General features: G+C 47.7%; 23 protein-coding genes and 1 tRNA gene. 18 read left to right on the top strand and 6 right to left on the bottom strand.

The window, feature by feature from the left end:
• Nucleotides 1–85: 85 nt before the first annotated feature.
• From WAO38_RS02385 to WAO38_RS02350, 8 genes are all read left to right on the top strand, one after another.
• Nucleotides 86–1,456, top strand: a complete 1,371-nt coding sequence (locus WAO38_RS02385; protein WP_422233985.1) for a phosphomannomutase/phosphoglucomutase — start codon at nt 86–88, stop codon at nt 1,454–1,456.
• A 2-nt stretch (nt 1,457–1,458) separates the two neighbouring features.
• Nucleotides 1,459–2,466 carry a dihydroorotase gene (gene pyrC, locus WAO38_RS02380; protein WP_422233983.1) on the top strand — a complete coding sequence of 336 codons (1,008 nt, stop codon included), beginning with the start codon at nt 1,459–1,461 and terminating at the stop codon, nt 2,464–2,466.
• Nucleotides 2,456–3,112, top strand: coding sequence for a response regulator transcription factor (locus tag WAO38_RS02375; RefSeq protein ID WP_422233982.1), 657 nt, complete (start codon nt 2,456–2,458; stop codon nt 3,110–3,112). The genes pyrC and WAO38_RS02375 overlap by 11 nt, the downstream gene beginning before the upstream one ends.
• Nucleotides 3,102–3,947: a sensor histidine kinase gene (locus WAO38_RS02370; RefSeq protein WP_422233980.1), complete on the top strand. Its 846-nt coding sequence runs from the start codon at nt 3,102–3,104 to the stop codon at nt 3,945–3,947. Before WAO38_RS02375 ends, WAO38_RS02370 begins: the two co-directional genes overlap by 11 nt.
• Nucleotides 3,937–4,389 carry a TonB-system energizer ExbB gene (exbB, locus tag WAO38_RS02365; RefSeq protein WP_422233978.1) on the top strand — a complete coding sequence of 151 codons (453 nt, stop codon included), beginning with the start codon at nt 3,937–3,939 and terminating at the stop codon, nt 4,387–4,389. The genes WAO38_RS02370 and exbB overlap by 11 nt, the downstream gene beginning before the upstream one ends.
• A gap of 4 nt (nt 4,390–4,393) precedes the next feature.
• A complete protein-coding gene (locus WAO38_RS02360) occupies nt 4,394–4,783 on the top strand; it encodes an ExbD/TolR family protein (protein WP_422233976.1) in 390 nt (129 codons plus the stop codon).
• 71 nt (nt 4,784–4,854) lie between these two features.
• Nucleotides 4,855–5,550 carry a 2OG-Fe(II) oxygenase gene (locus tag WAO38_RS02355; protein ID WP_422233975.1) on the top strand — a complete coding sequence of 232 codons (696 nt, stop codon included), beginning with the start codon at nt 4,855–4,857 and terminating at the stop codon, nt 5,548–5,550.
• Between the two features lie 33 nt (nt 5,551–5,583).
• Nucleotides 5,584–6,579: a DUF475 domain-containing protein gene (locus WAO38_RS02350; RefSeq protein ID WP_422233973.1), complete on the top strand. Its 996-nt coding sequence runs from the start codon at nt 5,584–5,586 to the stop codon at nt 6,577–6,579.
• 36 nt (nt 6,580–6,615) lie between these two features.
• Here WAO38_RS02350 and WAO38_RS02345 read toward each other — a convergent pair whose 3' ends face one another.
• From WAO38_RS02345 to groES, 5 genes are all read right to left on the bottom strand, one after another.
• Nucleotides 6,616–7,530, bottom strand: coding sequence for a DUF234 domain-containing protein (locus tag WAO38_RS02345; RefSeq protein WP_422233971.1), 915 nt, complete (start codon nt 7,528–7,530; stop codon nt 6,616–6,618).
• Between the two features lie 64 nt (nt 7,531–7,594).
• Nucleotides 7,595–9,376: a mechanosensitive ion channel family protein gene (locus WAO38_RS02340; protein ID WP_422233969.1), complete on the bottom strand. Its 1,782-nt coding sequence runs from the start codon at nt 9,374–9,376 to the stop codon at nt 7,595–7,597.
• A gap of 37 nt (nt 9,377–9,413) precedes the next feature.
• Entirely contained in the window at nt 9,414–9,743 is a 330-nt protein-coding gene (locus WAO38_RS02335) for an SHOCT domain-containing protein (protein ID WP_422233967.1), read from the bottom strand.
• A 167-nt stretch (nt 9,744–9,910) separates the two neighbouring features.
• A complete protein-coding gene (gene groL, locus WAO38_RS02330) occupies nt 9,911–11,542 on the bottom strand; it encodes a chaperonin GroEL (RefSeq protein ID WP_422233965.1) in 1,632 nt (543 codons plus the stop codon).
• Between the two features lie 25 nt (nt 11,543–11,567).
• Nucleotides 11,568–11,828, bottom strand: a complete 261-nt coding sequence (gene groES, locus WAO38_RS02325; protein WP_422233963.1) for a co-chaperone GroES — start codon at nt 11,826–11,828, stop codon at nt 11,568–11,570.
• 210 nt (nt 11,829–12,038) lie between these two features.
• On the opposite strand from groES, the gene WAO38_RS02320 reads away from it, so the two are divergent.
• Together WAO38_RS02320 and WAO38_RS02315 are read left to right on the top strand one after the other, a co-directional pair.
• Nucleotides 12,039–12,115 (top strand) — tRNA-Met (locus WAO38_RS02320).
• Nucleotides 12,116–12,583: 468 nt separating this feature from the next.
• Entirely contained in the window at nt 12,584–13,006 is a 423-nt protein-coding gene (locus WAO38_RS02315; protein WP_422233961.1) for a hypothetical protein, read from the top strand.
• A gap of 119 nt (nt 13,007–13,125) precedes the next feature.
• Here WAO38_RS02315 and WAO38_RS02310 read toward each other — a convergent pair whose 3' ends face one another.
• A complete protein-coding gene (locus WAO38_RS02310) occupies nt 13,126–13,626 on the bottom strand; it encodes a CZB domain-containing protein (protein ID WP_422233959.1) in 501 nt (166 codons plus the stop codon).
• Between the two features lie 220 nt (nt 13,627–13,846).
• Here WAO38_RS02310 and WAO38_RS02305 point away from each other — a divergent pair, with 220 nt between their 5' ends.
• From WAO38_RS02305 to WAO38_RS02270, 8 genes are read left to right on the top strand one after another with little or no spacing between them, the layout of a single operon-like run.
• Complete coding sequence (locus tag WAO38_RS02305) at nt 13,847–15,607, top strand: proton-conducting transporter membrane subunit (protein ID WP_422234160.1); 1,761 nt, start codon at nt 13,847–13,849, stop codon at nt 15,605–15,607.
• Nucleotides 15,604–16,422 (top strand): NADH-quinone oxidoreductase subunit H, encoded by an 819-nt coding sequence (locus WAO38_RS02300; RefSeq protein WP_422233957.1) that lies wholly within the window; start codon nt 15,604–15,606, stop codon nt 16,420–16,422. Before WAO38_RS02305 ends, WAO38_RS02300 begins: the two co-directional genes overlap by 4 nt.
• Nucleotides 16,419–16,940, top strand: a complete 522-nt coding sequence (locus tag WAO38_RS02295) for an NADH-quinone oxidoreductase subunit B family protein (protein ID WP_422233955.1) — start codon at nt 16,419–16,421, stop codon at nt 16,938–16,940. The genes WAO38_RS02300 and WAO38_RS02295 overlap by 4 nt, the downstream gene beginning before the upstream one ends.
• The gene (locus WAO38_RS02290) at nt 16,933–17,277 is read left to right on the top strand and encodes an NADH-quinone oxidoreductase subunit C (RefSeq protein WP_422233953.1); all 345 of its coding nucleotides are present in this window, start codon (nt 16,933–16,935) and stop codon (nt 17,275–17,277) included. The genes WAO38_RS02295 and WAO38_RS02290 overlap by 8 nt, the downstream gene beginning before the upstream one ends.
• A complete protein-coding gene (locus tag WAO38_RS02285) occupies nt 17,274–18,359 on the top strand; it encodes a nickel-dependent hydrogenase large subunit (RefSeq protein ID WP_422233952.1) in 1,086 nt (361 codons plus the stop codon). The genes WAO38_RS02290 and WAO38_RS02285 overlap by 4 nt, the downstream gene beginning before the upstream one ends.
• Before the next feature lie 8 nt (nt 18,360–18,367).
• Nucleotides 18,368–18,793 (top strand): 4Fe-4S dicluster domain-containing protein, encoded by a 426-nt coding sequence (locus WAO38_RS02280; RefSeq protein ID WP_422233950.1) that lies wholly within the window; start codon nt 18,368–18,370, stop codon nt 18,791–18,793.
• The gene (locus tag WAO38_RS02275) at nt 18,790–21,219 is read left to right on the top strand and encodes a hydrogenase small subunit (protein WP_422233948.1); all 2,430 of its coding nucleotides are present in this window, start codon (nt 18,790–18,792) and stop codon (nt 21,217–21,219) included. The genes WAO38_RS02280 and WAO38_RS02275 overlap by 4 nt, the downstream gene beginning before the upstream one ends.
• On the top strand, nt 21,212–22,894 hold the full coding sequence (locus tag WAO38_RS02270) for a nickel-dependent hydrogenase large subunit (protein ID WP_422233946.1): 1,683 nt from the start codon (nt 21,212–21,214) through the stop codon (nt 22,892–22,894). Before WAO38_RS02275 ends, WAO38_RS02270 begins: the two co-directional genes overlap by 8 nt.
• The last annotated feature ends 65 nt before the right edge of the window (nt 22,895–22,959 follow it).

Below are 22,959 nucleotides of genomic sequence, written 5' to 3'. Positions count from 1 at the left end.
TCCTTCTTCGGGGGCTTTTGCCCCTAAAAGACTCTTTTAACCACCTCGTTGTATAATTTGTTAATGTTGATAGAAAAGGGAAAATATGTCGATTTATCGTGAATATGATATCCGTGGAATTTATGAAAAAGAGTTAAATGAAGAAACCATTACCCGATTAGGGTATGCATTGGCCGATCAGATGAGAGAATACGGTGAATATGTTGCCGTCGGATACGATGCACGCTCCCACTCTCCTGTTTTGTTTGAGTACCTAAGCGCCGGGCTCAATGCCGGAGGGATGAAAGTACTCGGGATGGGTATGGTACCCACACCGGTCAATTATTTTTGCAATTATCAAAGTTTCGACGGTATCACACCGTGCGCTTCGGTGATGATCACGGGATCACATAACCCGAGTGAATACAACGGATTTAAAATCACGATCAATAAAGCTCCATTTTTCGGCGAATCGATTTATGCTCTCGGGCGTACAATCGAGACATTGCCGTTTCCTCGGAAAGCAGAACGTCAAGTGGTAGAGATCGATGCCCTGAGCCGCTATAAAACGTTTATGATCGAATCGTTCGGGCATTTGCGCGGAATGAGTGAACGGATTGTGTATGACTGCGGTAACGGTGTTGCAGGATTGGCGATTGAGGATATTTTTAACGCGCTTGAACTGAAAACCAAAGGGATTTATGTTGATCCCGACGGAACCTTCCCGAACCATCATCCCGATCCGAGCGAAGAGCACAACCTTGAAGACATCAAAAAACTCTTGGCAGCCGAGGGTGACATCGCTTTCGCCTATGACGGCGATGCGGATCGTATTGCGGTTTTGACCCCTAACAACAACATCAAGGGGGATATGATGGCAATCTTGTTTGCCCTCAAGATGAAAAATCCTACCGTGATCGGCGAAGTAAAATGTTCGCAGGTCATGTATGACACCCTTCGCGAGCGCGGCGCGACCGCCGTCATGTATAAAACGGGGCATTCGAACCTGAAGGTCAAAATGAAAGAACTCCATGCCGATTTGGCGTGTGAAGTGAGCGGGCATGTATTTTTTGCCGATCGCTATTTCGGATATGATGATGCGATTTATGCGACCTTGCGGATGCTTGAACTTATCCAAGAAGGTGTCGATCTCGATGCCGAGATCGCAAAGCTTCCGCAGGTTTTTTCCACTGAAGAGATCAAAGTAAAAACTACCGAGCAGGAAAAATTCCCTCTCATGGATAAACTCAAAGAGCTCCTGCAAAATCCTCCTGCTTCTTTTCCCGCTATCAAAGAGATTATTGAAGTGGACGGCGTCCGGGTTATTTTTGAAAAAGGGTGGGGATTGGTTCGTGCGAGTAACACGACCCCGGTTCTTGTGACCCGATTTGAATCGACGGAGCAAGCGGAAGCCATTCGTTATGAAGAAGCGCTCAATGCGCTGATTCAAGAAGCGCAACATCAGCTAAAGGCATAATCATGAAAACAATTTCTTTAACCATGCCGTTGGACATGCATCTTCATCTTCGTGACGGCGATATGCTGGAATCGGTCGCTCCTCTCACCTCCTACAGTTTTAGCGGTGCGCTCGTGATGCCGAATCTCGTTCCTCCGGTAACGACGAAAGAGATGGTCAAAGAGTATAAAAAACGGATCAAACATGCGATCGGACGGGATGATTTTGAACCCTACATGACCCTGTTCTACCAAAACTACAGCCGTTCTTTTTTAGAGAGTGTCGTGGATGATATAACGGCGATTAAACTCTATCCGAGCGGGGTAACGACCAATTCCGAAGGGGGCGTGGCATCGTTTGATATCGAGTCGATGCGTGAAACGCTTGAAGCGATGGCGGATTTGGGGATTGTCCTTTCGGTTCACGGAGAGACCAACGGGTTTGTCATGGATCGCGAAGCGGAGTTTATGAGCGTATATGAGATGCTGGCGAGTAATTTTCCAAAGCTGAAAATCGTCATGGAACACATTACGACAGCCGATGCTGTCGCGATGCTCGATCGATACGAGAATCTATATGCCACGATTACGGTTCACCATCTTATGATCACTCTCGATGATGTGGCAGGAGGGATGCTTCGCCCGCATCTGTTCTGCAAACCGATCGCAAAACGTCCCGAAGACCGTGCCGCTTTGCTGAGCATCGCCCTCGAAGCCCATCCGAAAGTGATGTTCGGCTCCGATTCCGCACCTCACCCGAAACATGCGAAAGAGTCGTGCGGATGCGGGGCAGGGGTATTTACCGCACCGATTGCACTGCAATTGCTGTGTGAAGTGTTTGATGCCCATGATAAGCTTGATAACCTTCAAGCCTTTGTGAGTGACAACGCACAGCAGATTTACGGTATCTGTGCCGAATACAAAGAGGTCGTGTTGGTAAAGCAAGATTTTGTCGTTCCCGAACTTTACGGCAGTGTCGTGCCGATGAAGGCGGGGGAAACACTCCAATGGACGATTGAGCGTGTCGATTAAGGTTTTGCTGCTGGAAGACGATTTGCTTTTCGGCGAATCGATCATGGACGTTCTGGAAGAGGAGGAGTTTGAAGTAGTGCTATGCCGAAACGGGCAAGAGGCTCTGGATGAAACCTACAAAAACCACTTTGATCTCTATCTCCTCGACATCAACGTTCCGCTTATCGACGGACTTTCTCTCCTAAAAGAGCTTCGTCGTGCCAATGACACTACTCCGACTATCTACCTTACATCCCATCAAGAGATCGAAACCCTCTCCAAAGCATTTGAGATCGGGGCGGACGATTATTTGAAAAAGCCGTTTAATAACGACGAATTGATCGTTCGGCTTCATGCCCTGTTACGGCGTACCAAAGGGAAAGAACGCTTTTGTGTCGGAGACCTGTGTCTGGATGATGTCCATAAATGTATTTTAAAAGAGGGCAAAGAGATCCCATTTTCTCTTAAAGAGTATCAGCTGATGGCCCTTTTTATCCGCAATGCGGGTGAAATCGTGACCAAAGAGATGATCATGGATACTCTCTGGAACCCTTCGGAGATGATCAGTGACGGGGCAATAAGGGTTTACATCAACCGTCTCAAACAAGAGATCGGATCTGAGCTGATCGTTAATATCCGCGGTGTAGGATATCGTCTTGTTTCGTAGTGTCCAAATAGCCTTGGCATCACTGTATGTGACGACGACCGGTATCTTAATCGCCGGTATTTATTATGTCCACCAGGTGCTGGGTGTAGAGCAATGGGGGATTATCGCTTTTGTCTCTTTGGTGATAACACTGGTCGCGGGAGGGATATTGGCAAAAATTGCGATCACTCCGCTGCGGGAACATTTTGAACATTTGGAACGTTTTTCCAAAGAGACGCTGCATGAGCTGAATCTTCCGATCAATACGATCACCGCCAATGCGCAAATGCTGCGCAAAACGCATGACGATGAGAAGAGCCTCCGACGGCTGGAGAGAATCGAGATGGCGGCGGAGATGTTAAAAGAGCGGTACAATGAACTCGATTATCTGATCAAGAAGCAGACAGAGCGGGAGAAGATCGAAACCTTTGATCTGCGCGACGTCATCGAAGAACGGCTGGGTTTTTTACGCTCTTTGTACCCTGCGGCATCGTGGGATGTTTCGATGGAGGCGTGTGAAGTACGGATGGATCGAATCGGTCTGGGGAAAGTGATTGATAATTTGGTCGAAAATGGGGTCAAATACTCCCTTCAGAACCCTCGGATTACAATTACATTGTACAATCATGTCCTCAGTATCTGTGATCAGGGAATCGGTATGGATGAGATCACTTTGATGCGCATTTATGACCGCTATTACCAAAATGATTCGACGATGGCCGGCTATGGGATAGGGCTTAGTCTCGTGAAGCGCTACTGCGACCGTCACTCAATTAATTTGCATGTTGCCTCCCAAGTGGGAGAGGGGACCTGTGTCAAACTTGAATTCAAAAAAAAGGAACGAAATGGAAAATAGCAGCTGGTTGGAGTTTGCGCACTCGGCAGTAGATTATGGGATTATCGGTATTTTGATCGTGATGAGTATCGTCTCATTGTGGCTTTTTATCGAGAGAATGATGGCTTACGGGGCTGTTCGTATCGGCGATTACGAGACGAAAGAGGAACTTGAACTCGATTTGGGGAATAATGTCAGCACGATTGCTACGATCGGTTCCAATGCCCCTTATGTTGGATTGCTGGGGACTGTACTGGGGATCATGATCACGTTTTATACGCTGGGAGATGTGGGTGCCGTTGATCCGAAGAAAATCATGACGGGTCTTGCATTGGCACTCAAAGCGACGGCGATGGGGCTCGTTGTCGCCATCCCTGCCATCGTGTTTTACAATATTTTATTGCGCAAAATGGAACGTATTCTGGCGCAGTGGGATATTAACGCCCACCAAAACCGAGGATAAACCGATGAGAATGAAGCGTATCGATACGATCAACGTTATCCCCTTCATTGATATCATGCTGGTTCTTTTGGTCATGGTATTGACGACCGCTACGTTTATCCGGACGGGACTTATCCCGGTCGATCTCCCTGAAGCCAAAGGGACGGCGGCGGAGCATAAGCCGAGTGAACTCAAGCTCACGATCCAAAAAGACGGAACGCTTATGCTGGGAGATGAAAAAACTCCCATTACCCTGGATCAGTTTGAACAGCGCGTCGTTTCCGGAGGCAAAGAGATGACGGTGGTTCTTTACAGTGATAAAGAGGCCGCATTCCAAAACTTCGTCGGTGTCATGGACGTATTGAAGCGTTTGGGACACGAACAGCTTTACATCGTGACGGATAAGCAAAAATGATCCATTCTGCCTCAATAGCGGCAAACATAGTCAAAGGGATTGTATTCCTTTGGCGTTTCAAAGAGTGATCCGTGCATCAAATCTCCAATTACGTTTATGCGCGCGATGAACTTCTAAACTGGGAGATACCGACGAAAAGACTCCCGAACCCCTATCACGATTTCCCCTATATGGTGATCGAAGGGGTGCTTAGCCCGAGTGAATGCCGTGCGATCACGGCGGCGGCACTCTCGGACAAAGAGGCGGTACAAGCAGAGCTTCGCGGCAGATCCCTCGATACTGCGATTCGTAAAACGGAGATCCATATGCTGAGCCCTGAACTCCGCAGTATATATGAGAACCGGTTTTCTGCGGTCCGGGCTGAGATCGAGGCATTTTTTGCCCTCTCTTTAACGACGGCTACCGATATTCAGGTACTGGGGTATGAGAGCGGGTCGTTTTATCTTAAACACAGTGATGATTCGAGCGAACTGCGTAATCGTAACGGGGAAACTATCGGTTTTACACCCGTAGCGCCGGAACGTAAACTGACTACCGTATTGTTCACGACGTCCTACACGCCTCATCCCACCGATACGGATCATTTTAGCGGCGGAGAACTTCTGTTTAATTATCTGTGCGATGAGCATGGCAATACGATCACTCTGCGTCCGGAAGCGGGCGACATGGTGGTATTTCTAAGCAATCCCTATTTCTCTCATGAGGTTCTTCCGGTCAAAGAAGGGTTTCGCCTCAGTCTAGTACAGTGGCATAATGCCCACAGGTAGGATATAATTTCGGATCTATTTTAAAGGATGCCGATGCGCTACTTTTACAGCTCGTTTGCAATCATGGCTTTAGGGCTGATTGCAGCGTTTTACCTCGGTGGGCTCGCCGCTATTTATATCACCTTTTTATTGATTATCCTTGAAATATCGCTTTCATTCGATAATGCGGTGGTAAATGCCAAAGTATTGGAAACAATGGATCCGATCTGGCAGAAACGGTTTATCGTTTTCGGTATCCCCATCGCAGTTTTCGGAATGCGATTGATTTTCCCTCTCGCTATTGTCTCCATTGTAACGGGGATGGGATTGATCGAGACCTTGCAAGTGGCAATGAATCAGCCTGCGGAATACGAAAAAGTACTCAAAGCGACCGAATCGACGATCTTCGCATTCGGGGGAGCTTTTTTGCTGATGGTCTTTTTGGACTTTTTCTTTGAAGAACGCGATATCAAATGGGTGACGTTTGTTGAAGGTTCCAGAATGATGGAACGGTTTTCAGGGGTAGCCAATATCGAGCTCATTACGGCAATCATGGTGGGGATCGCTCTAGGGCATATCACTGAGGATTTTAGCATTGTGCTGGCATTTATGTATGGGGTGCTGCTGCACTCATTGCTCGGGATGCTGGATCATTTCCTCTCTTCGGATACGGTTAAAAGCGGTATCGCCGGTTTTATCTATCTTGAAATTTTGGATGCCAGTTTCAGTTTCGACGGCGTTATCGGGGCGTTCGCTCTGACGAGCAATATCTTTATCATCATGATCGGGCTTGGAGTCGGAGCGATGTTTGTGCGGAGTATCACCCTCTATTTTGTTGAGCATAAAACCCTTTCTCAGTTTCGCTATCTTGAACACGGGGCACACTATGCAATCGGGATTTTGGCGATTATCATGTTGATGAAGATTACGATGCATATCAATGAAGCAGTGACAGGGACGATCGGTATCGGTTTGATTACGATTGCGTTTTTGCATTCGATTTGGGAAAATCGACAAGCAATAATCCCTGCTGAAAGCGATAATGAATAATTTACACCTCACCCTTTCATCAGGGGTGAAGATTTTTTAGTACTTCTTGTTGGTATTGACGAGAAGATCTTTGGGACCAAGATCCTCCATCAGAACTCTGAGATGCTTCAGGGTAAAGAGTTTTAGCCCTTCCCCTTTCTCCTTTTTAAACTCACTCGAGAAACCGTTTTTAGAGAAAATCACAAAAATATCGGCATGAATCTGGGCATCTGAGCATTTCTCTTTGAGCTTGGTCAGTTCGCTTTTATTGGCTTTTGATTTGGAATATTTACATGACCCTGCGATGATCTTGCCGGATTTGGTACGTGCCAGAATCTCGATTTCACTGTTTTTATCCCAGTAAGAGCCGATTTTTTCGACCCGGTCTTCGGTAAAACTTTTTTTGATCAGTTCCCTTACCAGCTGTTCGTAGATGAGGTCGGTAAACTCATGCTGAAGATGGCTCCACCGTTCTTTGACCTCGGTGAAATTCCCCTCTTTGATCCCTTTGTAATAAGGGGAGATGGAAGAGAACCAAAAGCGCATAAACGGGGCGATGAAAAACAGTTTGTCCGATACGACCTCTTTTTCATCGACCGGCTGATCTTGCGATTTGTCACGGATCAGCAGCCCGTTATCGATCAGGAAGTTGATCGACGCTTCCCCTTCGGCTCTGGTAACATCGGCTCTGCGGAATGCGGAGTGTTCCCGTCTGTCTCCGATGGCGATGGCGCTCAGGAGCGCATGGTGGGTTTGGTTGCTTTGGGTGATCTTTGCGATATCCCCATGAATGTATCGGTAATTTTTTAAGATCTTCTCTTCGATCAGTTCATCTAGGGGTCTAGAGAGGTCGACGCTCCACCCCATCCCTCCGAAAACTGAAAAATATCGGATAGCTTCTTCAAGATCGTTGGCATTGTTTTGAAAACAGAAAGAGCGAAATTGTTCTAAGAGTGTCGGATATTTTGCCATGTGTATGAGACCTTAATGTATTTTCCGTATTATAACGGATTAGTGTTTTTCTTACATGAGATCTTTATTCCGCATTCGTTTGAACCGCGACAGGATTGCGAATAGTGATATCACTTCGTGGGAACGGGATCGATATGCCATGTTCGCGGAATTTGCTCAATATTCGGCTCATGAGTTCCCCTTTGAGGGCGCCGAGTGCCCGAACGGTTCGGATATTGGTCCAAAAATAGGGGGCCAGATCGAGCGAGCTTGAACCGAATTGGGTAAAGATGACCCCTTTATCCATCGACTGCTCGATCTCATCGCACTCATTCATCGCTTCGATAATCAGTTTTTCGACTACTTCCAAATCGGTAGTGTAATCGACACCGACGGAAATCTTTACCCGTACAAAAGGGGAGGTCTGGGAATAATTGATGATCTTTTCGGCGATAAAAAAAGAGTTTGGGATCGAAATTTCAATCCCGTCGACGGTTCGGAGCGTTGTGGAAAGGATATCAATGGTCTCGACGGTTCCTACGATGGTCCCGCTGGTATTGCCAACAGCACTCCCCGCATTGCCCGGCAGTTCGACGATGTCGCCGATCCGCAGTTTTTTGGAAAAGAGGACGATGAACCCGCTCATATAGTTATTCAGGATGGTTTGAAGCCCGAACCCGAATCCTATCCCGAGAGCCCCGGCAATCGGAATGAAAACACGCCATGATACGTCCATCTGGATAAAAGCCAAAATGAGAATGATCAAAATTCCGAAGTTGAGACTGAGGGCTTCGATTGATTTTGCGTTGATGCTGTGACGAAATGCCCGAAACAATCGTATCCGTTTGGCGACCATAAAGAGAAGACTGTAGAAAAGATTAAAAACAAAGAGTGCGCTGATTAATTGCAGCAGTGAAAGCTCCAGCAGCGTTGTTTGGATCAGCACTACAGATTCCAGCATTTCATTTAATCGTTGCAGTTCGCTGAACAAAGGGGTCAATCGGTAAAAAAAGAAAAGGAAAACCAAGAGGAGACTTTTGTGAAGGTGGTACGAAAGATTTTCCAATTCTACCGGAGTATAGAGCTCCGGGTTGTAAAGATGGCGGATAATCCACTCGGTATGATTGCGGATCATGACAAAGGTGCCGATGAGTACCGAGGAGAGAAAAAGGAGCATCAGCACTTTCAGAGAAACACTCAGAATATTACCGAGCCACAGCAGGGAAACGAGCACAAAGAGCACTCGGGAAAAAAGCCGTATTCCCCATGGGGAACTCCACCGAGGAAGAATTGCCTCCCATCGTGTCAGCAGTGCGGGCAGCAGCATATGTCCGTAGAGGTACAAGCCGATGATAATCCCGAATTTTGAGATGATCGTCAGGAGCGCAAACAAAGAGACGGCATCGAGATAGAAATCATTGGAGGCGATTTCGCTGAGTTGCTTAAAGAGTAAAATAGCGCCGGAGAGGGCTAAGAAACCGCTGGCCGTATAAAAAAGCTTGCGGTTGAAAAAATTGAGCATCTTTAGGGGAATGCGCAGGAGCGAGATGGCCAACCAAAAAGAGGCGAGGGAATAGAGGATAATCATGACGCTGTTTGCGGGCTCTTCGCTGAGTACATACAGAGCTACAAACATGGTCATAAACGGGGAAAAGGATGCGGCAAAGATCGGGAAAATCGACCGGCTCGTAAAAAGATGTGCAATTTTTATCCGTATCAGCAGCGTCGTGATTATTAAAACGGCGATGATTCCCATCCAGACCAGTGTCGTATTATCGACAAGATACTGAAGCAGATTGGTTTGAATATCGGCAGCGATATGACCGAACTGGATCGGTACGAGTTGAAAATTGATTAACGGAACCATTGCCATCGCCTTTAGAATAGGTATAGTTTAGATTGCCCTAACGGCGCAATATTTTCTCTTTTTCACTTTCATACTCTTCGGGTGTGAGTATCCCCTCATCCAAAAGTGTTTTGAGTTTGGTCAAATGGTCGTATTTATGATCCTCGATACGTTCTTCGGGCGGGATCTTTTTCATCGAACGGCCGATCAAAAGATAGAGTAAAACACCGATAAACGGTAAAAAGAAAACGACCAGAAGCCAGATGACCTGCATGAGATCTTCTTTGAATTTGGAGGTGATGATATCGGCCATGGCCCATATCCATATCAAAAAGAGGCCGACGACAATAAAAAGCAAAAACAGCTGCAATCCAAAGAACATTTCCATAGTAACCTCGATACTGAATAGATTTAGCGTCAATTATAGCTTGAATAAGTAACGGATGGATAATTTCACAGAGATAGAAAGTAGAAGTAGAGAGAGTATTTAGAGGAGAAATCCCGTTGAAAACTCCGTTGAAGGAATTTTCTCGGGGCGGGAGCGTGTAACGGCTGTTACATCATCCCCGGCATTCCGCCCATTCCGCCCATATCCGGCATTCCGCCGGCTTTGTCGTCTTTGATCTCATGGATCGTCGCTTCGGTTGTGAGAAGCATACTCGATACCGATGTTGCATTGGTCAACGCGACGCGCTCAACTTTCAACGGATCGATGATTCCCGCTTCGTACATATCGACGTATTCGCCGGTAGCGGCGTTGAATCCGATGTTTTCGTTGGTTGCGCTCACGATCGTGTTGACGACAACACCTGCATCGTATCCCGCATTTTCAGCGATTTGTTTAACCGGTGCAGAGATAGCACGGAGGATGATCTCCCATCCGATCTTTTGATCGCCGGTAAGCTCATGTTTCACTTTTGCCGCCGCACGGATCAGTGCCGCACCGCCGCCGATAACGATACCTTCTTCAACGGCCGCTTTGGTAGCAGAGAGAGCATCGTCAACACGGTCTTTTTTCTCTTTCATTTCGGTCTCGGTAGCCGCACCGACTTTGATAACCGCAACACCGCCGGCGAGTTTCGCAAGACGCTCTTGGAGTTTCTCTTTGTCGTATTCACTGGTGGTGGTTTCGATTTGGGTACGGATCTCTTTGATACGGGAGTTAACCGCGTCTTTCTCTCCTGCACCGTCGACGATAGTGGTATTGTCTTTGCTGATAACGACACGTGCCGCTTGACCGAGGTCTGCAACGGTTGCGCTATCCAATGTACGGCCGATCTCCTCAGAGATCACTTGTGCACGGGTCAATACCGCGATGTCTTGGAGCATCGCTTTACGGCGGTCACCGAATCCCGGAGCTTTAACCGCAGTGATGTTGAGTACGCCGCGCAGTTTGTTGACCACCAATGTCGCCAACGCTTCACCTTCGACATCTTCAGCGATGATCAAAAGCGGGCGTGAACTTTTTTGAACTTGTTCCAATACAGGAAGAAGGTCTTTGAGGTTTGAGATTTTTTGATCGAAAAGGAGGATAAACGGGTGATCCAACTCTACGGTCATTTTCTCAGAGTTTGTGATGAAATACGGGCTGAGGTAACCGCGGTCGAATTGCATACCTTCAACAACGTCGAGTTCATCATTGATCCCTTTGGCTTCTTCAACCGTGATAACACCGTCACGGCCTACTTTATCCATCGCTTCCGCGATCATTGCACCGATACGGTCATCCGAGTTAGCAGAGATGGTTGCAACCTGAGCGATCTCTTTTTTGTCGTTGATGATACGTGAAGCGGCTTTGAGCTCTGCCAAAATCGCTTCGGTTGCTTTATCCATACCGCGTTTCATTTCGATCGGGTTAGCACCCGCAGTGATGTTGCGAAGACCTTCTTTAAAGATGGCGTTGGCAAGGATCGTCGCTGTCGTCGTACCGTCTCCCGCTTCATCCGCCGTGTTGGAAGCAACCTCTTTAACGAGCTGCGCTCCCATGTTTTCAAGAGGGTCTTTCAGTTCTACCTCTTTGGCAACCGATACACCGTCTTTGGTGATGCTTGGTGCGCCGTAGCTTCGTTGGATGAGGACGTTACGTCCGCGTGGCCCCATGGTTACTTTAACCGCGTCGGTCAATTTTTGTACCCCTGCGGCTAACTTATTGCGTGCTTCGTCTGAAAAATGGATCTCTTTTGCCATAATATTCTCCTTATAAAGTGGTTAGTTATTTAATAATTCCGAGAAGGTCGTCAGTCTCGATGACCAAATACCCTTTTCCATCGAGGGTCAATTCACTGCCGGCATACTTACCAAATACGACGGTATCTCCGGTAGAAACGTTTTCGACTTCACTGCTGATTGCGATAACAGTGCCTTGTGAAGGTTTTTCTTTTGCATTGTCAGGGATGATGATTCCTGAAGCGGTTTTGGTTGCCTCTTCGAGACGTTGAACCAAGACTCGTTTTCCAAGCGGTTGAAAGTTCATAGCATTTCCTTTTAAGTGATTTATATGCTCGGGATTGTACACGAGTTTGGATTAATTGTCAATCTCTTAGTCAACTTGACTCAATACTTATGAGCTGAATCATGTATGATGTAATTAAATTTATTATTCTCTTTAAAACTTGTTCAACTTTTAGTTTTTAATAAGCAATGGTTCACTATAATTCCGGCCTTATCCAATTCTACATAAGATGGCTGGGTAGCTCAGCTGGTTAGAGCGCTGGTCTCATAAGCCGGAGGTCGGGGGTTCGAGTCCCCCCCCCGCCACCATCTTACAATCATTAAAATCCCTTAGAAATCCCAAAAATCATCCACTTATAAAACTATTTAAAAATCTTTCTTATCTTGCTCATCCAATAATGATTTACGCCCATTTTTTCAGACCCGTTTTCAAATAGTGAATATTGAATAGCCGACTCTTTGATTAAAATTGATAATAAGATTCTCAATATATTATTTGAAGGATCGGAGATGGTTAATTGAAATACAATCTTTGTAAATATGCATAGATTTTGTGTTAGACTCTTTAGAGAATTACAGTAATGGTTTAAAATTAATATCTTGGTTGACAGATATAACTTAGAGTGGATAGTGTTGAAGTCTATTAAAGATTGAGAGATATAAAAGAAGCAAAAATAAAATGTGGATGCAAGTATTTATGGATCATTACTCTAAACATCCGATTCGTCAAATTTAATGGGTTCGAGCATTTTAACAGAGTACATTTGAGGTGTTGATTTGAATAATAAAGTTCGATTAGTAAAAAGAGAAGAAAAGATTCATACCGCAAATAAAAACTCAAAACAACAAACGATTAGTTTGAAGAAAATGCTGTCATTGATAAAAAAACTCAAATATGATGATTCATTAGAAAAGGAAAGTAGTCTTCAATACTGGATACGCAAATTGAAAGAAGCTGTTGAAACTAGAAATGTGTTGATTGATGATATTGCTTTAAGCAAAGTAGAAGATCCTGAGCCATGTTTATTAAAAGAAAAAAAGCTATCTTTAATTGAAGAAAAAATTAGAGTTCGTTATAAAAAATATGCTGACGTCAAAAAGCAATACGAGGTGCACAAGAAAAGCGATCATTCAAATACTGTAAAAGAAGTAAATGATAGTATATTATATATTATAACTAAACGGAATAAAAAATACTAACTAGGTTTGGATATACAATCAGATTATTGTATGCACTTGTACAAACCTGTTAAGTAATAAATAAATAGGTAATTCAATCATTCTTCATTTTTATTCGGCAGAGTGGATAAAAAAATTATTTACGACCTTTGCAGCACATCATCAGAAGCAACTCTCCCCGTATATTTCAACGACTGCGTTCCATGCATGCTGAGAGCTCCCTCTAAAATATCGAGCGCCGCAAACAATTCCTCTGATTTTTTCTTTAACAGATGGTATCTCTTTTTTATTTGAGAAGAAACGGATAGGGTCGGGTGCCACCACATAACGATTCTTTGCATGCCGAACAACATTTTATTTTGGCCCTTGCCGGATTTCAGTGCGAGAATGTCTAAATATAAATCGTGTAATTCTTTATGGAATGTATCAACGGCAGAAAATGCATTAAAGATTTTGGAATTTCGATCGATTGACTTAAACTCATGGATAAGCCATTTCCCAAGGGCACATTCGGTTCCGGAGGATTCTATCAGAGGTGAATCGGAGAGATTGTTCTGGACAAGTTCCTCAACTCTGCCTATCCATCGGAGATGTCCTTTTTTAGCCTCATGTAATCTAACTAAAAGTGCATTTGGTGCCATTGTCATTCCTCAATTTGAATTCCAACTATAAACAAATGATTCTATCGACGGTTTCTTTAAAATGTAATAATAAAGAACTTAAATGATGAAATAAAAATTGTTGCCAAGTAGGTGTCACGCTGACCGGTCACGCTATAAAATTTAGAATATTTTGTAACTTTTTGATGCAGATCATGTGTTATAATCTTTCAAATTAGCTCCTAAAAGGGATGCAGGCGTGATGGTATTAACATTGATCGTATTACCGATGATTACTGCTGCTTTGGTATTGGCATTCTCGTCGGTACGGATGCTCTATCTCCTGTGTACGGCACTTTTGGCGATCGGGAGTTTCCTGTCGGTTTCTATTTTTACGTCTGCGGAGCATCTCTCGTTTTATCTTCCCTATACGCTGAATACGATGATCGTGATTGCGGATATTGTGTTATTGCTATACTTTTTATATCAGGGGAGTAAGTATAAGAGCCCCAAAATAATGATACTGGCCGCCGTTCAACTGCTGTTGTACGGGTGGGCGGAGTCGGCTGCACCTTCGGGGGGATCGGCGGAGGTTATCGTCGATGATCTCTCTGGATTTATGTTTTTGATCATCAACATCGTCGGCGGAATCATCGTCCTCTACTCCGTCCGTTATATGGAAGATGAGCCGGCAACTCCGTTCAAAAAACGGCTATTTGTCGGCTCGCTGCTTTTGTTTCTCTCCGTTATGAATACCCTTGTCTGCGCCAATTCGCTTTTGCTTTTCTTCTTTTTGTTTGAGCTGACCACCCTCGCATCCTATCAGCTGATTGCTTTTCGAGACGATGAGGTGAGCCGCACGAATGCCCTCAAAGCGCTTTGGATGAATCAGATCGGTGGAGTGGTCATTCTGGCGGGGATATTGGTTGGCGTCTCAGGTTTTGGGACGGTGATGTTGGATACATTGATACAGCAATCCGGCGGTGTATTGCTTCTTGGCGTAGCGTTTTTAAGTATGGCGGCGTTGGTGAAAGGGGCATCGATCCCGTTTGATAGCTGGCTGCTGGGCGCGATGGTCGCGCCGACCCCGGTGAGTGCCATGCTCCACTCGGCGACGATGGTCAAGATCGCGCCGTATCTGATGTTAAAACTTGCTCCTCTGCTGGGGATGACGCTGCTCGGAGGTCTTCTGTCCGTAACGGGGGCTCTGGTGTTTGTCGCGGCCTCTTATCTGGCATTGTCCCGTTCGCTTTTGAAAGAGATTCTGGGGTATTCGACCGTGGCACTGCTGGGTCTTATGATGTCGCTGGCGGCAATCGGTACGCAAGAGAGTATGACCCTTGCCATGGTGCTGATGGGGTTTCATGCCCTCTCTAAAGCGCTCCTCTTTTTGGCGGCGGGGGTGTTGGAAAAACAATATCATATGAAAAATATCGAAGAGATGAAAGGGCTGGTGCGCCGAGCGCCTAAAACGGTCGCCTTTATCGTCTTCGGGTTTGTCTCTTTGACCTTGCCGCCGTTTGGTCTTTTTATGGGAAAACTGTTCGCGATCACCTCGGTTGCATCGCTCTTGCGGGAGCGTCCTTTGCTGTTGATCGTATTGTTATCCATGATCATCGGAAGCACGTTGCTGGTGCTTCTGTATTTTAAAGTCTCTTCGGCACTTCTCTCTAACACCTCGGATGTTGTGGGTGCAGAAGAGGAGCGTATCCCGCCTGGTTTTAGTATTCCGCTGATATTTTTGACCCTTCTTATTCTGGGTTCCGGTGCCGGATTTATCATAATTCAGCGTGACGTTTTGCTCGCACTTTTCATTCTTCCGCTGCTGTTTGTATTTGCGCTGCCGTCGATGGTGCGGAGTATGGAACGGTATGACCGCACGGGGCCTTATCAATGCGGGGAGAAAGAGCCTTTTGATGCGGCGCTGGTCTATTATGAACCTTCGCCTCCGGTGAAACAGGTGATTTACGGGAGTTTTACGCTGGTGTTTGTCGCCGTAGCTGTCGTCGGAGCATTCTCATGATTTGGATATGGATCGCACTTGCACCGATATTGGGCGCTCTGGTATACGGCGGCGAACGGGTTCTTCGGGCGCGGATGCAGCGGCGTCAGGGGCCGCCGCTTCTGCAGCCGTTTTATGACATGTTTAAACTGCTGGACAAACGGACCCTCATCATTCATGCCCCCCATGCTCTGCTGGCAGTCGCCCATTTCTTTCTTCTTTGGTTTACCGTCGCGGCGATCTTTTGGGGATGGAACCTGCTCTATGTTATTTTTTTGCATCTCTTTGCGCAGATGCTGCTGGTTTTGGCGGGGTACAGTGTCCGTTCGGCGTATTCGCATCTGGGGGCCAACAGAGAACTGCTGATGCTCGTCGCGTATGAACCGATACTGATTTTGACGGCAGTCGGTTTTTATCTGCAAAGCGGGAGCTTCGAGATTTCGGAGATATTGGGGCAGGGGGGGTATCTGCAGCAAATGCCCCTTTTGTTTGCGGCATTGTTGATGATCGTCCCGATCAAGGTGAAAAAGTCCCCTTTCGATGTCGGTGAAGCCCATCAGGAGATTGTCGGCGGAGTCGAGATCGAGTACAGCGGTGTTTTTTACGAATTCCTCTATATGTCCCGTTTTCTGGAGTACCTGTTCATTTACAGCTTTGTCTTTATGTTCGGAGGCTCGTCGATTTGGCTCGGGGCTGTTTTAGTCGGAGTAGTATTCTTGCTGGTCAATTTGGTCGATAACGCTACGGCCCGCGTCCGCAGTGCGCATATGCTCAAGATCATCTACGGTGCCGCGATGACGCTGGCCGTTATGAACCTTTTATGGATGCTATCATGAAGTTTTTTAGCGCGTTTCGGAAAAAATCGCCGTGGATATTGCACTACAATGCGGGAAGCTGCAACGGGTGCGATATCGAGATCCTCGCGGCATTGGGACCGAAGTTCGATCTGGAGCGTTTCGGGGTGATCAATACGGGAAATCCGAAACAGTCGGATATCTTTTTGGTGACGGGTCCGGTCACCTACCGCTCCCGCGAACGGCTGGTAGAACTGTATTCGCAAATACCTGAACCCAAAGTGGTTATAGCGGTAGGATCATGTACGGCAACAGGGGGCGTCTTTCGGGGGATGGTCAATGTCGAAGACGGGATTGACCGTTATATCCCCGTCGATGTTTATGTCCCCGGATGTGCCTCGTCGCCGCAGCTCATCATTGATGCACTGGTCAAAGCGGGTGAGATTTTGGAGCAGAAGAGCAAAGCAATCGAAAAACCGTTCAAACTTTTCGGAGCCGTTGAAACGATCGGTAACAAACTCAGCCGCCTTAATATGGCAACAAAGGTGAAGCATGACTAAATTAGCGACAACCCTTCCAAACCTTATCGCAGATATCGGCGCTTTTTATAAACCCAAAAAGTGGCATTTCCTGACGGTCAACGGGATCGATCTGGGTGAGGGTAAGATCGAACTGCAGTGGATTTTCTCCAAATACGGTACCAAAGACGAGGTCGTTATCTATTATGCCCTCAGTGATTATGAAACACCCGTCCCCTCGGTTGTCGCACTGATCCCTTCCGCCTTTATGGGGGAGAGGGAGATCGTCGATATGTTCGGATTAAAGGTTGAAGGAGCGGCACGCGGGCTTTATTTGGATGAAGATTCGCTGCAGCATCCGCTAAGGGGTGAGGGATGAAAAAGACGATCCAAATCCCTCTGGGGTCTCAGCATATCTCCCTGCTCGAACCGGTCCGATTCAAATTCGAGTGTGAAAATGAGAAGATCATCGGAGTCGATGCCGATGTGGGGTTTGTCCATCGGGGGGTGGAGCTGGCCTGCACCCGTAATTTCGAATTCAAGCAGGTGGGGTATGTCGTTGCCCGCGTCTGCGGGCTTTGCGCCATTACCCATTCGCTCTCGTATACCCTGGCGGTCGAAAAACTGCTGGGATATGAAGCGAACGAGCGGATCAAATATCTGCGGATGCTGATGGTGGAGCTCGACCGTATCCACTCGCACATGCTCTGTCTCGCCCATACGGCGGAGAATGCCGGATTCGAAGCGCTTTTTATGCAGATCATGGCCGATCGGGAACTGGTGATGGAACTCCAAGAAGCGATCAGCGGGAACCGTATCCAGTTTGATTTTATCTCGATCGGAGGAGTGAACCGTGATCTGACCCCCGAGCTCTCCGGTATGGTTCGTAAAAACCTCACGCTCCTTAGTGAAAAAATCGAGACGCTGGTCGACCTTTTCGACAATAACTGGTCCCTGTCTCTGAAATACAAAGGGGTCGGCATATTGACACTGGAGGACGCCTATACCTATAATGCGCTGGGCCCTTTGGCCCGCGCGTCAGGGTTGGCGACGGACGTCCGTTCTGAAAGCTCCGATTTTCCCTACGAAGCGCTGGGGCATAAAATGATTCTGGAGTCCGGCGGTGATATCCATGCCCGCAACTTTGTCCGGCTTCGGGAGATACAAAACTCTATGAGTATCTGTTTGCATATCGTGGACAACCTCCCCATCGGAGAGATCCAGGGGAAGGTGAAAGGAAAGCCCTCAGGAGAGACGGTCGTTCGTGTCGAAGCCCCGCGAGGAGAACTCTTTTACCTCGTACGCGGCAACGGCAGCAGCATGCTCGAGAGAGTCCGTATCAAAACGCCGACATTCTCGGGGATACCGGCAATGATGGAAGTGTTTAAGGGGGCCGAGTATGCCGATGCTCCTGCCATCCTCGCCTCTTTCGATCCGTGCATGTCCTGCACGGCAAAGTAGGAAAAGCAATGTTTAGAGCAATCCTCGAAGCGTTGAAAAACCTTTTTAAGCCGATCCATACCATGGATTATCCGGCTAAGGATATGGAGCTGCCCAAGGGCTACCGGGGATTGATCGAATATGACAAAGAGTCGTGTATTTTCTGCGACAAATGCGAAAAGGTGTGTCCTCCGGGGGCTATTTTGTTCTACCAGCCCTTGGAGGGGGAGAAAGAGTATCGCTATAATCCGTGGCTCTGTATCTACTGCGGCGAATGCGTACGTGCCTGCCCCAAACCCGAAGAGGCATTATGGCAAAGCGAAACGAAGCAGCAATCTGCGGTGAAAGAGGATGCGGCCAACGAGGGGTGGTTTGTATGGGAAGCCTCATGCAAACAAAGCCGTGAAGATTTTAAAGCGGCAAAAATCAAAAATATGAGTGAGGAACCGATATGAGGATTGTAATTGTAGGAGGCGGAATTTCCGCCGTTTATCTCGCCAATGCCCTTATGGAACAAGCTCCGGAATCGGATGTCTTGATCGTCTCCGATGAAGTGCATCCTCCGTATGATCGGATTCATCTTTGCTCTTTGGTCGATCATTCCAAATGTGCGGAGAACATCGCCCTGGAACTCCATCCGAAAGTGCGGTTGGAACTGAACCAAAAAATCACTTCGCTTGATCCGGGCGCAAAACGTATTTTTAGCGAACATGCCGCTTTTTCGTACGATAAACTCATCATTACGACGGGTTCTATCCCTAAAGCGCTTTTTGATATATCACAGATCGATAACGCGGCAACGTTTCGAAGTGTCCGTGACTGTGAAGAGATCGCACGGGGGATTATCGGGAAAAACGTAGTCATTATCGGTGCGGGACCGATAGCGCTTGAGCTTCTCGATACCTTGATGCGCAACAATGACGCTAAAAGCATCACCCTGATCGTACGAAGCGAGTATCTCTATTCCCGTGATTTGAATTCTGCCGCCGTTGCACTGATACGGGGGATTTTTGAATCCGATCCGCGTATCAAAATCGATTTTAACGACGCGATCGTCGATCGGGAAATCGCCGGATCGGCGATTACGCGCATTTTGACCCGCAAGGGGACGGAAATAGACGATCCGTTTCTGATTTTCGGTGTCGGGATCGATCCGAATATCGCCTTTGCGCGAGGGGCTGTCGAATGCGACAAGGGGATTTTGGTCAATGCGTCGATGCAAACGTCTGATCCGGATATCTTTTGCGTCGGGGAAGCGGCACAGCTGCGCGAGGGCGGGTTTATCGCCGGACGGGTGAAAGAGTGTACCCTCCAAGCCGATGTCGCGATTAGCAATCTTTTGGGTCACGAAGAGAAAGCGTTTCATGAAGCGGTATCGATCGACGGACTCAAAGTAGGATCCTTTTTGTTCGCGGATGTCACGTCCCCTGCGTTTGACCCGAACGATCCGGATAACGAAACGATTCTGATCTCTCACGAAAACCGGATCGACCAATACATCGTCAATCACGACCGTCTGAAACGTTTTATCGGGATCAATACGAATATCGACCTTTTGAGGCTGAAGCGTCTGATGGAGCTGGATGAGCCGATCGATGCGGCCTATTTTTACTCCAACCGTTTGATGTCCGAAAACGGGCGGCTGGTCTGCAGCTGCGAAGGGGTACACGAGCAGGAACTGATCAATCTGATCCAAGAAAACGCCGTGACGTCGTTTGGCGAGCTCAAAGAATATACCAAGGCGGGACGTACCTGCGGACGGTGCAAACAGGATATCTGTGCGATTTTGGATGCGACCCCGATCGACCCCGAAGAATCGGCACGGTTAAAACTAGAGCGTGAAGCGGCGGCTAAAGAGGCGGAACTCTCGGTTGTCCGTGAACGGATCGAAAAATACAACCGTATCCATCCGAAAAATCAGCTCAGCAGCGATAACCTCGAAGAAGCGATACAGTCGTTTGAGATGAGCCACGAATTCAACCGCTGGGTCTCGATGATTACCGCTTCGATGCATTTGCATCCGAGCTACGAGGAAGTGGTCAAAGAGGGGGTGACGAACCTCAATAAAATTCCGATTATCTGGCTGGAACTTGCCGATTGCAGCGGAAATTCGGAAGGGTTTATCAAAACGGCCCATCCTAAAATCGACGATCTCATCCTCAAATACATTTCGCTCGATTACCATGAACTGCTGATGGCGGCATCGGGGGAACAGTCCGAACAGGTTCTCCGTGACATCGTCCGCAATGATGCGGGAAAATACGTCCTCATCGTCGAGGGGGCGGTACCGATGGGTCTGGATGGGAAGTTCCTGCGTATCGGCCCTAAAGGAGAGACGGGCGTTGATCTGCTCAAACGGGTTGCCGCAAATGCGGCGGCGGTCATGGCGGTAGGATCGTGCGCGTTTGACGGGGGGGTGGTTGCGGCAGCGCCCAATCCGACGGGTGCGGTCGGGGTGAGCGAAGCCCTCGGACGCTCCGATATCATCAATCTCCCCGGATGTCCCGTCAACCCGATTAATATCGTGGGGACCCTCTTGCATTACATCATGTTCGATGAGTTTCCGAAACTGGATGCTAAAAACCGTCCCGAATGGGCGTACGGGTTCAGGGTGCACGACAACTGCGAACGGCGCGGCCACTATGATCTGGACGAGTTTGTTCTCGAATGGGGAGATGCGGGGGCCAAGAAGGGGTGGTGTCTGTTTCAGATGGGGTGCAAAGGGCCGTATGCCGATCTCAACTGCTCTTTGGTCAAGTTTAACGAGGGGACGAGCTGGCCGGTGCAGGTGGGGCATGGATGTTTCGCCTGCGGCCAGGGTAAAATCGCGTTTGACAGCTATGCCAACAATCGAAAATTAGAGGAGAAACCGCATGAGTAACCGAAAAATCGTTATCGATCCCATAACCCGGATCGAAGGACATCTGCGGATCGAGGTTGAGATTGACGAGAACAATGTCATACGCGAAGCATGGGCATCCGGACAGCTGTTTCGGGGGATCGAGACGATCTTGAAAGGGCGCGATCCCAGAGATGCCGGACTGATCGCTCAGCGAATCTGCGGCGTCTGTACGAATGTCCATTACCGCGCCTCGATCAGTGCGGTGGAAGAAGCGTACGGAATCACCATTCCGCACAATGCCGAAATCATCCGCAATCTCGTCACACTGTCGCTGTTTGTCCAAGATCATATCGTCCATTATTACCACCTCCATTCGCTCGATTATGTCGATATCACCGGAGCTTTAAACGCAGATTGCCTGAGTGCTTCGCGTGAAGCGGAAAAATGGAGTACCAACCCTTATCGAAACTCCGCAGCCCATATGGAGAGTGTCAAAGAAAAACTCAGCAGCTATGTCAAAGCAGGCCGCCTGGGGCTTTTTGCCAACGGATACTGGGGGCATAAAGCCTATCGTCTGACTCCGGAACAAAATCTTATTCATATGAACCATTACCTCGAAGCATTGAACATCCAGCGTGAAATCTCCAAAGCGGTTGCGATTTTCGCGGGTAAAACGCCCCATCCGCAGAACCTGGTCGTCGGAGGGGTGACCAGTGTCGCTGAAATCCTCAATCCGCAGCGATTGAACGATTTTCTCTTTATCATCAAGGATGTTCGAGGGTTTATCGAGCGTGCCTATATCCCGGATATCTTGATGGTTACGGATGCCTATCGAGAGACGATCAAATCAGGGGAGGGGAGAGCAAGCGGAAACTTCATGGGGTGCGGCGGATACCGTTTCGGCAAGCAGTCGGTTTTGTTTGAGTCCGGTGTGATCAAGGGACATGATTTTGAGAATATCGCGCCGTTTGATGCGGGTAAAATCACTGAAGAGGCCTCTCGCTCATGGTATGAGACGAATGAGCCGCTCTCACCGTATGAAGGAGAGACGGTACCGTTTTATACCGATCTGAACGATGACGGAACGCTTAAAAGCGAGGGAAAATACAGCTGGGTCAAAGCACCGCGCTATGATGGAGAGGTGATGGAAGTAGGGCCTCTGGCCCGTATGATCATCGGGTACAGCAAACATTCGCCGATCATACGTCCTTATATGGAACGGTTTATGGAACGCTCTCAGATGGAATTGATCGATTTTTCGACGACACTCGGACGCAATGCCGCCCGTGCGGTGGAAGCACAGATTTGCTGCGACTACCTTTTTGATATGATGAGCGATTTGATCGAAAACGTCAAATATTTCGATGAGACAACGTGGACGAAATACATTTTTGAAGAGCTGCCGCAGGACGCGAAGGGGGCGGGAATCTTTGAAGTACCGCGCGGGGTATTGGGACATTTTATCCGTATCGAAGAGGGAAAAATCGCCAATTATCAGGCCGTGGTTCCGACAACATGGAACGCTTCGCCCAAAGATGCCCATAATGCCAGAGGGGCTTATGAAGAGGCGTTGATCGGTATTACTTTATCTAATCCGGAACAGCCGCTGGAAGTTTTGCGGACGATCCATTCGTTTGATCCGTGCTTGGCATGTGCGGTCCATGTGATCGATGCAACGGGACGGGAACTGTCACACTATAAGATTATGAATTAGTATTCGCTATAATTATGAAAACGAATAAGTTCTGCCTCTACTGAGGCAAGCTTTAGCGCCACAGC

Source organism: Sulfuricurvum sp. (assembly GCF_049277495.1).
Lineage (GTDB): Bacteria > Campylobacterota > Campylobacteria > Campylobacterales > Sulfurimonadaceae > Sulfuricurvum.
The sequence above is the reverse complement of the archived record's forward strand: the minus strand, read 5'-3'. Positions and strand labels throughout refer to the sequence as shown.